This is a genomic window from Stenotrophomonas maltophilia (genome assembly GCF_002799245.1).
Lineage (GTDB): Bacteria > Pseudomonadota > Gammaproteobacteria > Xanthomonadales > Xanthomonadaceae > Stenotrophomonas > Stenotrophomonas maltophilia_S.
The window spans coordinates 255,340-267,122 of record NZ_NEQV01000003.1; the positions used below are offsets into that span (position 1 = coordinate 255,340).

At 68.0% G+C, this 11,783-nt stretch carries 12 protein-coding genes; 9 read left to right on the forward strand and 3 right to left on the reverse strand.

Features of this window, described 5'->3' with window-relative positions:
- The first annotated feature begins 2 nt into the window (after nt 1-2).
- The 5 genes from B9Y64_RS12080 to B9Y64_RS12100 all read left to right on the forward strand — a co-directional run bounded on the left by B9Y64_RS12080 (nt 3) and on the right by B9Y64_RS12100 (nt 4,149).
- Complete coding sequence (locus tag B9Y64_RS12080; RefSeq protein WP_100440913.1) at nt 3-557, forward strand: DUF3299 domain-containing protein; 555 nt, start codon at nt 3-5, stop codon at nt 555-557.
- Nucleotides 547-1,164 (forward strand): DUF3299 domain-containing protein, encoded by a 618-nt coding sequence (locus tag B9Y64_RS12085; protein WP_100440914.1) that lies wholly within the window; start codon nt 547-549, stop codon nt 1,162-1,164. Before B9Y64_RS12080 ends, B9Y64_RS12085 begins: the two co-directional genes overlap by 11 nt.
- The gene (locus B9Y64_RS12090) at nt 1,164-1,910 is read left to right on the forward strand and encodes a hypothetical protein (protein WP_100440915.1); all 747 of its coding nucleotides are present in this window, start codon (nt 1,164-1,166) and stop codon (nt 1,908-1,910) included. Before B9Y64_RS12085 ends, B9Y64_RS12090 begins: the two co-directional genes overlap by 1 nt.
- A 144-nt stretch (nt 1,911-2,054) precedes the next feature.
- Complete coding sequence (locus tag B9Y64_RS12095; protein ID WP_100440916.1) at nt 2,055-3,587, forward strand: MFS transporter; 1,533 nt, start codon at nt 2,055-2,057, stop codon at nt 3,585-3,587.
- A 4-nt stretch (nt 3,588-3,591) separates the two neighbouring features.
- On the forward strand, nt 3,592-4,149 hold the full coding sequence (locus B9Y64_RS12100; protein WP_100440917.1) for a TetR/AcrR family transcriptional regulator: 558 nt from the start codon (nt 3,592-3,594) through the stop codon (nt 4,147-4,149).
- Nucleotides 4,150-4,247: 98 nt separating this feature from the next.
- On the opposite strand, the gene B9Y64_RS12105 is transcribed toward B9Y64_RS12100, so the two are convergent.
- Nucleotides 4,248-5,120 carry an AraC family transcriptional regulator gene (locus B9Y64_RS12105; RefSeq protein ID WP_100440918.1) on the reverse strand — a complete coding sequence of 291 codons (873 nt, stop codon included), beginning with the start codon at nt 5,118-5,120 and terminating at the stop codon, nt 4,248-4,250.
- 106 nt (nt 5,121-5,226) lie between these two features.
- Between B9Y64_RS12105 and B9Y64_RS12110 the strand changes: the two genes are divergently transcribed.
- Entirely contained in the window at nt 5,227-5,763 is a 537-nt protein-coding gene (locus B9Y64_RS12110) for a carboxymuconolactone decarboxylase family protein (RefSeq protein ID WP_100440919.1), read from the forward strand.
- A gap of 38 nt (nt 5,764-5,801) precedes the next feature.
- Here the strand turns inward: B9Y64_RS12110 and fdhD are convergent, their stop codons facing one another.
- Nucleotides 5,802-6,650 (reverse strand): formate dehydrogenase accessory sulfurtransferase FdhD, encoded by an 849-nt coding sequence (fdhD, locus tag B9Y64_RS12115; protein ID WP_100440920.1) that lies wholly within the window; start codon nt 6,648-6,650, stop codon nt 5,802-5,804.
- A 244-nt stretch (nt 6,651-6,894) separates the two neighbouring features.
- Here fdhD and B9Y64_RS12120 point away from each other — a divergent pair, with 244 nt between their 5' ends.
- The 3 genes from B9Y64_RS12120 to B9Y64_RS12130 all read left to right on the forward strand — a co-directional run bounded on the left by B9Y64_RS12120 (nt 6,895) and on the right by B9Y64_RS12130 (nt 10,196).
- Nucleotides 6,895-9,180: an FdhF/YdeP family oxidoreductase gene (locus B9Y64_RS12120; protein WP_100440921.1), complete on the forward strand. Its 2,286-nt coding sequence runs from the start codon at nt 6,895-6,897 to the stop codon at nt 9,178-9,180.
- Nucleotides 9,181-9,205: 25 nt separating this feature from the next.
- Nucleotides 9,206-9,547, forward strand: coding sequence for a hypothetical protein (locus tag B9Y64_RS12125; RefSeq protein WP_100440958.1), 342 nt, complete (start codon nt 9,206-9,208; stop codon nt 9,545-9,547).
- Nucleotides 9,548-9,662: 115 nt separating this feature from the next.
- A complete protein-coding gene (locus B9Y64_RS12130; protein WP_100440922.1) occupies nt 9,663-10,196 on the forward strand; it encodes a DUF411 domain-containing protein in 534 nt (177 codons plus the stop codon).
- A 652-nt stretch (nt 10,197-10,848) separates the two neighbouring features.
- On the opposite strand, the gene blaL1 is transcribed toward B9Y64_RS12130, so the two are convergent.
- Complete coding sequence (gene blaL1 / locus B9Y64_RS12135; RefSeq protein ID WP_100440923.1) at nt 10,849-11,721, reverse strand: L1 family subclass B3 metallo-beta-lactamase; 873 nt, start codon at nt 11,719-11,721, stop codon at nt 10,849-10,851.
- Nucleotides 11,722-11,783: the final 62 nt, after the last annotated feature.

The window sequence follows — 11,783 nt, forward strand, 5'->3', positions numbered from 1 at the left end:
GCATGCGCTGGATGCTGTTGCTGCCGATGGTGCTGGCCCTGGTGGTGGCCTGCGAGCGGCCGGTGGATAGCGGTGTGCAGGCGTTGCCGCCAACGCCGGTGCTCGACCGCGATGACCCCGCAGGCGCCTCAGAACAGGAACTGGACTGGCTGCAGATGATGCCGAAGGACGAGCTGGCCGCGCTGGAGCGGGGCGAGGGCCCGGAGGTCGAGCACAACGGCAACCGGCGCATGCCACAGTTCGGCACGTTCCGTACGGTAGATGCGGTGCTGCAGCGGCCGGTGCGACTGCCGGGCTACGTGGTACCACTGGCCAACGCACAGGACGGGCGGCTGACCGAATTCCTGTTCGTGCCGTACTACGGTGCCTGCATCCACGTGCCGCCACCGCCACCGAACCAGATCGTGCATGTGATCCTGCCGCGTCCGATCGAGATGCCGGACATGTACTCGCCGTTCTCCCTGGCCGGGACACTGCGCGCCGAGCGGCTGGATGATGATCTGGCCGGTTCCGCCTACACCATGCGCGATGCACAGCTGAGGCCCTATGAACCGTAGCCCCCTGTTGCTGCTGGGATGCCTGTGGCTGGCGGGCTGTACGTCGCCGGGCGGCGACGCCGTGGTGGCCGCGCCAAGGGACACCCTGCCGCCCGTCATCACGGACGATGCCCCCATCGACCGCTGGGATGCGTTGCGGCCCGACGAAGTCACCTATCAGCGGCCACCGCCGCAGATCGGCGTGTCACGCAATGGAATGGATGGGGTCGGTGGTCTGATCGACGACACCGGTTCCGGTACTCCGCCGGGGCAGGAGATCGACCATTCCAGCCCGGACCGCGCCCGGCAGTTCGGTTCTTCGCGGGTGGTCGATGCCGTGGATGGCCGTGCTGTGGATCTGGATGGCTACGTGGTACCGCTGGGTACCAACGATGCCGGCCTGGTCGATGAGCTGCTGTTCGTGCCGTTCTATGGCGCGTGCATCCATGTGCCGCCACCGCCACCGAACCAGATCATCCACGTGACCCTGGCAACGCCGATCGCGCTGGGCGACCTGTGGGATCCTTACCGGCTTGCCGGCCGCCTGCGGGTGCAGCGCTTCGACGCGGATATCGCCAGCGCCTCCTACGATGCGGCGGCGGCAACGCTGACGGCGATCCACAACTGATGCGTCGGCGCTGGATCACGGTTGCGGGCGTGCTGCTGGCGACGGTAGCGCTGTTGGTGTGGTGGCAGCGGCGGGCCGCACCCACCGCGCCGCCGGCGGTCGCATTTCCAGCGCCTTCTTCCGGTGCCGCCCAGCGCATCGAACAGCGCCTGGGCGACGATCACGCCTTTCGCAACGACGTGCTGTTCCTGCTCGCCGCAACGCTGCGCGACCGCTGCCAGCCGGCGCAGGCCGGGCTGCTGGCACGCATGGCCAATCGTGCCTCGCTGCCGGTGCTGGCGGCGGTGAGTGCAGTGACCCAGCAGGACCCGGCGCTGGACCGGCCGATCTACCAGTACATCCAGCATCGGGCCGATGCGACGCCGTGCGACCAGCCGCTGCAGATGCCGCTCGCGGCGGGTCGCAGCATGGCCGTGGACATCGAGCAGTACGCGCGCACGTTCCCGGACAGCTACTTCGACCCGCAGCGCAGCAGCGAACCGCGTGATTTCGGTGGGCTGTCGCTGCAGCAGCGCGCCGGCAATGCCTGCAACAGCGTGGTGTATTCGGTGTTGCCATTGGGCGGTACCGATTGGCGGTGCAGCAGCCTGCGCGCGAATGCCCGTGCGCGGGTGCGCGAACTGTGCGAGGACGAGCTGCGGCGCCAGCATGGGCGAACGGGCGGGGAGCTGGACATGGCCGTGGGGCAGGGCATGCAGGAAGCGGTGGTATCGGCGATTGCAGCGCTGCCGGAGGGCTGTCGCTAGCGCCGGCGTGGATCGGCGTTACCCGAGCATGGGCAACATGAACATTGCCCGGGGTGGAACCTGAACCGGCCCGATGGCGGGCATAACTATACAGGACATCCTGTATAGTTATGCCTGTATTCCACCCTTTCACCAGGTTCTCCCATGGCTTTGTCCCAGCCCTTGGCCGGTGCTCCGGCCCTGTCGCGTGCCCGTCGCTGGGCACTGCTGTTCACCGTCGCCGCCGGCCTGCTGCTGGTCACGCTCGACAACTCCGTGCTCTACACCGCATTGCCCACACTGACCGAGGAACTCTCGGCCAGTGCCGGCCAGGCGCTGTGGATCATCAACGCCTATCCGCTGGTGATGGCCGGCCTGCTGCTGGGCGCCGGCACGCTGGGCGACCGCATCGGCCACCGCCGCATGTTCCTGATCGGCCTGGTGGTGTTCGGCGTGGCTTCGCTGGCGGCGGCGTTCGCAGCAAGTGCTGCACAGCTGATTGCCGCGCGCGCGTTCCTGGCGGTGGGTGCGGCCGCGATGATGCCGGCCACGCTGGCGCTGATCGGCCTGAGTTTCCACGAAGAGCGCGAACGCAATATCGCCATCGCGATCTGGGGCTCGGTCGCCATTGTCGGTGCGGCGCTTGGCCCGATCATCGGTGGCTGGCTGCTGCAGCACTTCTGGTGGGGCTCGGTGTTCCTGATCAATGTACCGGTGGTGGTGGTCGCCTTCGTGGCCACGCTGCTGCTGGCGCCGGAAGGCCAGCGCGATACCTCGCGGCCGTGGGACCTGGTTTCGTCGCTGCTGGCGCTGGCCGCGCTGTCCGGCCTGGTGCTGGCGATCAAGTCGCTGATCGCTACGCCGCCGTCGTATGCACTGGGCGCTGGTGCGCTGCTGTTGGCGGTCATGGCAGGTGCGGCGTTTGCACGCCGCCAGCAGCAGCTGCCGTATCCGCTGCTGGACTTCGCGATCTTCCGCAACCCGGCGTTCCTGGCCGGCACGCTGTCGGCGGTGTTCACCCTGTTTGCGATGGCCGGCCTGCAGCTGGTCACCACCCAGCGCTTCCAGCTGGTGGCGGGCTTCTCGCCGCTGCAGGCTGGCCTGCTGGTGTCGGTGGCGGCGCTGGGCAGCCTGCCCAGCGCGCTGCTGGGGGGCAGCATCCTGCACCGGGTGGGCCTGCGCCCGCTGATCTGCGGTGGCCTGGCCGCAGGTGCGCTGGGCGTGGGTGTGGTGGCGTTCGGCTTCCCGCACGGTCTCGGCTGGGTGGTCGCAGGCATGGCGATCACCGGCTTCGGCATGGGCTCGGCCATCTCGGTGGCGTCCACCGCCATCCTCAACAATGTGCCGGCACATCGCGCGGGCATGGCCTCGTCGGTGGAAGAGGTGTCCTACGAGTTCGGTGGCCTGCTGGCGGTGGCGATGCTGGGCAGCCTGAGCGCGGCGATGTACGGCGCGTTCCTGCCGGTTTCGGCCGACATGCCGGCGCTTGCCCGTGAAGGCATCACCCAGGCACTGCATGCCGCACGCGAAAGCGGGCAGGGCGAGTGGTTCGCGCTGGCTACGGCCGCGTATGACCGCGGCTACCAGATCGTGCTGCTGGTGATCACTGCCGTGCTGGCGCTGGGTGCGGCGATCATCGCGCGCCTGCTGCGCGGCCGCGTCGGCAGCCGCGAGGGCGCGGCCGATCGCGTAAAATGATGCGATGAGAACCAGCAAGCGCGACCGCATCCTCGACGCCGCCGTCAACGTGATCAATCGTGACGGCGTGCGCGCGGTGACCTTCGAGTCGGTGGCGGCCGAGGCCCAGCTGACCCGTGGCGGCCTGCTGTACCACTTCCCCTCGCGCGAGGCGCTGCTGCGCGGCATCGACGAGCATCTGGTGCAGGCCTGGGAGGCGTCGATGGAAACGCTGCTGGGCAAGCGTGCGGATGAAGCGTCGGCGCTGGAGCGCTACCAGACCTTCGTGCGCGTCTCGGCGCAGAGCGCCACCCGTGCCGAACTGATGTTCATGCTCGAATCGGCCGACCCGGACGCCGATGAGCGTCCGTGGGGGCCGGCGGTGCGACGCTGGGCACCGCTGCCGCCAGCGGCGGGTGTGGACAATCCGGCTGCACTCGACAATTTCGTGGCGCGGTTGGCCGCCGACGGCCTGTGGATCTACGAGGCGATGTACGAAGGGCAGCTGGATGAAGGCGTACGTGCCCAGGTTGCCGAACGCATCGCCGGGTTGCTGGCGAAGGCTGACGGAACGTCCAGCTAGGCGGGCATCACCCTGGTAGAGCCGACCGCTGGTCGGCTGCCCTTCGATCAGACAACGAAAACCCCGCGCTTCGCGCGATGGTCGACCAACGGTCGACCCTACCCGGCCCCCGCTACAAGACCGGCCAGCCACGCTCGCGGCGAGGCCCCCAGCCGCTTGCGGAACGCCTTCGACAGCGACGCGGTATCGGCAAACCCCACCTCGATCGCCACCTGCTTGACCGCCACGCCTGCGCGCAGCTGCGCGCAAGCCAGGCTCAGCCGCCAGTCCAGCAGATAGCTGGCCGGCGTCGCCTGCATCACGTCCTTGAACACTGCCGCGAACGCGCTGCGCGACATGCCGGCGGTCGCGGCCATCCGCGGCAGCGTCCATGCGTCCTGCGGCGCCTGGTGCATCGCCACCAGCGTGCGTGCCAGCCGCGCATCGGACAGCCCGCGCATCAGCCCGTGGCTGACCCCGGCCGCATCCGGATGGTCGACCACCCAGCGCAGGATCTGGATCAATGCCACCTCGAACAGGCGGTTGGTCAGCAGTCGTGAGCCGCAGCGCTGGCGATCGGCCTCTGCGAACAGCAGGTGCAGGGTGTCATCCAGTTCGCCGATCGCGGCCAGCGGCACCACCATCACCGGGGGCAGCGACTGCACGATCGGATTGCGTGCGCCGCCATCGAAATCCAGCGTGGCGCAGGTGAAATCCGGGCCATCCAGCGGCGCATTGAAGAACACATGGCGTAGCGGCTGCGGATACAGCAGCAGGCTGGGCGTGTCGATCTTCAACCGCGGCAGCGCGGTGTCGCCATCGGGGTGACGGACCTCCATTTCACCCTGGCGCAGGATATGCAGGAAGGCACGCCCCGGCTGTGGCTCGAACACCTGCCGCCCGCACAGCGGGCCGCTGTGGAACAGCGCGGCCTGCACCCGGAAGCGTTCCAGCAGCGAGGAGAGGCGATCGGGCGCGGAGGGCATGCTCATGGACGTATGGACAATATGTTCGGCGTATTGCGAATAATGCGTCCAGCGAGTCTACCTAGGATGAGCGGGTCGTCCAATCCCGGGCGCTTTCCCAAGGAGATTCACCATGTCCCGTGTCCCCCTGATCGATGCCACCAATACCACCACCGACCGCCAGGCCCTGCTGGGCCAGGTGCACGCTGCCTTCGGTGCCACCCCGGCCATGTTCCGCGCCGTGGCCAACTCGCCGGCCGCCCTGCAGAGCATGTGGGGTTCGTTCGGTGCACTGGGTGGCGGTCGCCTGTCGCCGCTGCTGGGCGAGCAGATCGCCGTGGCCATCGCCAACCGCAACGCGTGTGAGTACTGCCTGGCCGCACACACCGCGCTGGGCCGCAAGGCCGGCGCCAGCGGCGAGCAGATGGCGGCCGCGCAGATCGGCCAGTCCAGCGATCCGGCCACTGCCGCTGCCCTGGATTTCGCGCTGAAAGTGGTCGAGCAGCGTGCGCAGCTTGCCGACGGTGATGTGCAGGCGCTGCGTGCCGCCGGCTTCGACGATGAGCAGATCGTGGAGATCCTCGCCCATGTGGCGCTCAACCTGTTCACCAACTACGTCAACGTGGCGTTCGACGTGCCGGTGGACTTCCCGAAGGTGGCGTTGCGCTGAGCTGTATCAGGCCGGGGGCACCCTGCTCCCGGCCGCCCTCAGCTGCCTTGGCTGTTGCCGGGCTGCAACCGCTCCGGATGGGTATACACGTTGAACCCGCTCTCCCGAGCGAACCCGACCAGGCACAGGCCGGCGCTGCGGGCCAGATCGATCGCCAGCGCGGTCGGCGCCGATACCGCAGCCAGCACGCTGGCACCGGCGCGCACCGCCTTGCTGACCATCTCGTAGCTGGCCCGGCTGGAAATCACCAGCAGGCCGCCTTCAATGGCGTGTTCGTTGTGGTGCAGGGCGCCGATCAGCTTGTCCAGCGCGTTGTGGCGACCGACGTCCTCGCGCACCCAGCCGATGCGCCCGCTGGCATCGGCCCAGGCGGCGGCGTGGGTGGAGCCGCTTGCCGCATTCATCGGCTGGTGCTGTGCCAGCGTGGCCAGCGCCCGCTGCAGAGAGGCCGGCGGGTAGGTGCGTCGCTCGCGAATCTGCGGCAGCGGGCGCAGCACTTCTTCCAGCTGGCGCGTGCCACACAGGCCACAGCCTCCGCGGCCCGGCAGCAGGCGCCCGTTGGCTGGGTCCAGGTCGGCGCCGGGCGCCTCTTCGGCCACGGTCATCTGTAGTTCGATGCCTTCCAGCTGCGGGCGGATGTCGATCGACAGCAGCTGCGACGGGGTATCGATCAGGCCTTCGCTGAGCGAGAACCCGAGGGCGAAGTCTTCCAGGTCGCACGGCGTGGCCATCATCACCGCGAAGGCGGCGCCGTTGTAGCGCAGCGCCACCGGTACTTCCTCGGCCACCACATCGACCTGCTGCTGTCGGCCCTCGTTGCGCCAGCGCTGCAACGGGCGGTGCGCGGTGCCGGCAGGCGGGGTGTGCGGCGGAATCGAATCAGGCATGCAACGCGTCCGGACAAGGGAGAAACGCGGGCGGGCCACCGCCTGCGGTTTCGAGGATAGCGCAGTGGTCGCGCGCAGACGCGGCTGTAACCGTTGCCATGGCAGGTTGTGTGGAAAACAGCCTGCACCCACTGGCGAAGCGGCGTGGGCCGTGCTTGACTGTGGGGCTGGCCATGCAGCCGAAACGATTGCCGGCCGGCGTTGTGCTGTTCGTTGTTGCGTTCCTCCCGCCAGGTTCCCGAACATGTCCGAGCAGAAGCCGCCGCGTTACAAGCCCTACAACCAGCCCGCCGGGGGCTGGGGTGCCGCCGGCGCCACCGCCAGGGTGCTGTTGCAGCAGAGCGTGATCGGCAAGGGGTCGAAGGCGCTGTTGGCGATGAACCAGCCGGGCGGCTTCAAGTGCCCCAGCTGCGCGTTCCCCGATGCCGACGAACGCAGGAAGCTGGAGTTCTGCGAGAACGGTGCGAAGGCGCTGGCCTGGGAGGCCACCCAGTTCCGCGCCGGTCGTGAGCTGTTCGCCCGGCACACCGTCACCGAGTTGATGGCGCAGACCGACTACTGGCTGGAAATGCAGGGCCGCCTGACCGAGCCGATGCGCTACGACGCGGCCACCGACCACTATGTGCCGTGCAGCTGGGACGAGGCGTTCGCGCTGATCGGCCGCCACCTGCAGGCGCTGGACAGCCCCCACCAGGCCGAGTTCTACACCTCCGGGCGCACGCCCAATGAAGCCGCGTTCCTGTACTCGATCTTCGTGCGCGAGTTCGGCACCAACAACTTCCCGGACTGCTCCAACATGTGCCACGAGCCGACCAGCCGTGGCCTGCCGCCGGCCATCGGGGTGGGCAAGGGCACCATCGTGCTGCAGGACTTCGAGCACGCCGAGGCGATCTTCGTGATCGGCCAGAATACCGGCACCAACTCGCCGCGGATGATGAGCAACCTGGTCGAGGCGCGCAAACGCGGCATCCCGATCGTGGCGGTCAATCCGATGCCCGAGCGCGCGCTGATCCGCTTCGCAGAACCGCAGGACGTGGTGCAGATGGCCACGTTCGGTTCGACCGAGATCACCAGCGAATTCGTGCACATCCGCATCGGCGGTGACCTGGCCCTGATCAAGGGCATGATGAAAGTGATGTTCGAGCGCGAAGCGCAGGGCGAACGCGTGCTCGACCACGCGTTCCTGGCCGAACACACGGTGGGCCTGGAGGCGCTGCGCGAGGATGTGCTGGCACAGGACTGGGACCAGATCGTGCAGGTGTCCGGCATCCCGCAGGCACAGATCCGCCGCTGCGCGGAGATCTACATCCGCTCCAACGCCACCGTGATCTGTTACGGCATGGGGCTGACCCAGCACCAGTATGGCTCGCGCCTGCTGCAGCAGGTGGCCAACCTGCTGATGCTGCGCGGCAACTTCGGCAAGCCCGGTGCCGGCATCGGGCCGATCCGCGGGCATTCCAATGTGCAGGGCGACCGCACCGTCGGCATCGACGAAAAGCCCAAGCCGGCCTACCTGGACCGTGTGCAGCAGGTGTTCGGCTTCGATCCGCCACGTGAGCACGGCCACCATGTGGTCGAGTCGATCGAGGCGATGCTGGATGGCAGCGCCAGGGTGTTCATCGGCCTGGGCGGGAATTTCATCCATGCGGTGCCGGACACTCCGCGCGCGTACGAGGCCATGCGTGGCCTGGAGCTGACGGTTGGCATCGCCACCAAGCTCAACCGCGGCCATCTGGTTCATGGCCGCGATGCGCTGATCCTGCCGGTGGTGGCGCGCTCGGAGCGCATCGTCACGCCGGCTGGCGAGCAGTTCGTCACCATCGAAGACGCGATGTCGAACGTGACCGCCTCGCGCGGCGTGCTCGAACCGGTCAGCACGGAGGTGTTGCCCGAGGTCGAGATCGTCTGCCGCATGGCGATGGCTGCGCTGCCGCACAGCAGGGTCGACTGGGCGCGCTGCATGCGCGACTATGCGCCCATCCGCGAGCTGATCGCCGCCGTGTACCCGGAGATCTACACTGGATTCAACGAGCGCATCCAGCAGCCTCACGGTTTCCATCTTGATATCCCGCCACGCCGCCGGGTGTGGCCCACGCCCAATGGCAAGGCCAACATCCTGGTGATGCCCGGGCTGGACGTGGACGACCCGGTGCACGACCCGGACATGTTGCGGTTGGCCACGGTGCGTTCGCACGATCAGTACAACACCACCATCTACAGCTACAACGACCGCTATCGCGGCGTGTACAACGATCGCATGGTGCTGTTCATGAACATCGAGGACCGGCTGGCGCGCGGGCTGGAGAAGGAGGCGCGGGTCAGCCTGGAGACGATCAGCGGCGATGGCGTGCAGCGGCGCATCGAGGGCCTGACCGTACTGGATTACCCGATGCCGCGCGGCGCGCTGGCGGGTTACTACCCCGAATTGAACCCGCTGTTGCCGCTGGACTACTACGACAGGATCAGCGGTACGCCAGCCGCCAAGTCGATCCCGGTGCGGATGAGTGCGATGGTGGCGGAGATTGCGTGACGCGCGCATCGGCTATCATCGGCGGGTGAACCTGCCTGGCCTGCTGCTGCGATGGATGGTGCTTGTCGCCCTGGTGCTGAATGCACCGGCGCTGGCACGTGCCGCGCCTTCGTTCAGCGGACCGGCCAACCCGGACCATTGCGCTGCACCGCATTCGGCCGCGATGGCTGCGGCGGGCTGCTGCGATGATGCGTCCCCGGCGGCCTGCCAGAGCGGTGAGTGTGAATGCCCGCCGGCCTGCCTCGGCATGCTGGCAACGTCGACTGGAACGCCGGCCTCGCCGTGGCGCGAGGCGCCGGTAGCCGCCAGTTCCCGGCAACGCGCACCGCCGCCGATGCCGGACCCGCTGCGTCCGCCCATCGTGTGATGTCCTGCAGGCCTCAAGCGCCTGCCACGACTGCTCGACTCATTTTCGACTGTGCCTGCGCGCTCAATGCGCGGGCGGCGGGCCGCGTTGCCCGCATCTGCAAAGGAATCACGCCATGAACCGTCCTCTCTCTCTAGCCCTGCTGCTGGCCACCGTGCTGGCGACTGCCGCCTGCGCACGTGCTGCTGAAGAATCGACTGCCACGCCGGTGGCCGGCGAAACGCCGACGACGCCGGCCAAGGCCAGCCCGGCCACGGTCGATCCGGCCTTGCCGGTCGCCATCGTGCACAAGACCGCCAGCTGTGGCTGCTGCGGCGTCTGGGTCGACCACCTGAAGGCCGCCGGCTTCCAGGTGGACGTGCGCGATACCGATGACATGCATCCGATCAAGGTTCGCCTGGGCGTGCCGGTCGGCAAGGCCTCCTGCCACACCGCCGAGATCGGTGGCTATGTGGTCGAGGGCCACATCCCGGCCGCGGACATCAAGCGACTGCTGGCCGAACGCCCGGCCGCGCGCGGCCTGGTGCTGCCCGGCATGCCGGCCGGTTCGCCGGGCATGGAAATGCCGGACGGCCATGTGCAGCCGTACACCGTCGAGCTGGTGCGGACCGACGGCAGCACCGAACCCTTCGCCCAGCACGGGCAGTAGAGCCGAGCCCACGCTCGGCTGCTCTTGGCCGACAAGCCGAGCATCGGCTCGGCTCTACAGGGTCAGCGGCACCTGGCCGTAGTGCTTTTACTGTAGAGCCGAGCCCACGCTCGGCTGCTTTTGGGCGACACGCCGAGCATCGGCTCGGCTCTACAGGATCAGCGGCACCTGGCCGTAGTGCTTTTACTGTAGAGCCGAGCCCACGCTCGGCTGCTTTTGGCCGACACACCGAGCATCGGCTCGGCGCTACAGGATCAGCGGCACCTGGCCGTAGTGCTTTTACTGTAGAGCCGAGCCCACGCTCGGCTGCTTTTGGCCGACACGCCGAGCATCGGCTCGGCTCTACAGGATCAGCGGCACCTGGCCGTAGTGCTTTTACTGTAGAGCCGAGCCCACGCTCGGCTGTATTTGGCCGACAAGCCGAGCATCGGCTCGGCTCTACAGGATCAGCGGCACCTGGCCGTAGTGCTTTTACTGTAGAGCCGAGCCCACGCTCGGCTGCTCTTGGCCGACACGCCGAGCATCGGCTCGGCTCTACAGGATCAGCGGCACCTGGCCGTACCGAACCCTTCGCCCAGCACGGGCTGTAGAGTCGAGCCCACGCTCGGCTGCTTTTGGCCGACAAGCCGAGCATCGGCCCGGCGCTACAGGATCAGCGCCCTCCGGTGGCTTCCCTGGCCAGCTGCGCATCGAATTTCTTCTCGGCTGCATCCGCATAGGCCTTGCAGGTCAGGGCCTTGTCGCTGGCCTTGCTGCCAGCGGCATAGTTCCAGTTGCTGGCACCCGGATGCGGAGTCAGCAACAGGTCGCAGGGCAGGCCGCGCACCGTAGTGAAGCTGCGCCGGTAGTCCTCGACCAGGCGGGGATAGCGGACGTTGCCCTGCAGCTGGTAGCCCGGTGCACTCAGGCTGTCGGCGTAGGCGATGCGCACCGGCTTGCCATCGCGGGTATCGGTCCAGGTCCAGGCAGTGCTGCCCGGGGTGTGCCCGGGCATGAAGTGCGCGGTGAACGCGATCCCACCCAGCGTGACCACTTCGCCATCCATGATGATGCGGTCGGCGCTGGCCGGCGGATAGGTGATGTCGTCGCCAAAGTGCAGGTCGTTGCTGCCGCCGCGCGCCAGCAGCACCGACGATTCGGCGTTGGCCACCACCTTCGCACCGGTACGACGCTTCAGTTCCGCCACCGGGCCTGCATGGTCGGCGTGCGCATGGCTGAGCAGGATCAATCGCAGATCCTGCGGTGACACGCCGCGCACCTTCATGTTGTTGATGAGGTGGCTGGCCATCTGCGGCATGCCGCCGTCCAGCAGCACCGCGCCGTCGGCGGTCTGCACCAGCAGCGCGGTCAGCTGCTCGGTGCCGATCTGCCAGGTGTGGTCGGCGATCTGCAGCGGTGCCATCGGCTGCAGCCACGCGCTGTCCACGGTGTAGGCCCGCAGCTGTGGCAACGGCGCTTCGGCCGCGCTGGCGTGGGTGATCGGGAGTGCTGCGGCCAGGGCGAAGGCGAGCAGGGAGAAGCGCATGGTTCACGTCCGTTTGAAGGAGGCCCAGAAACTAGCATGGGCCTCCTTCATCACGTTGCGCA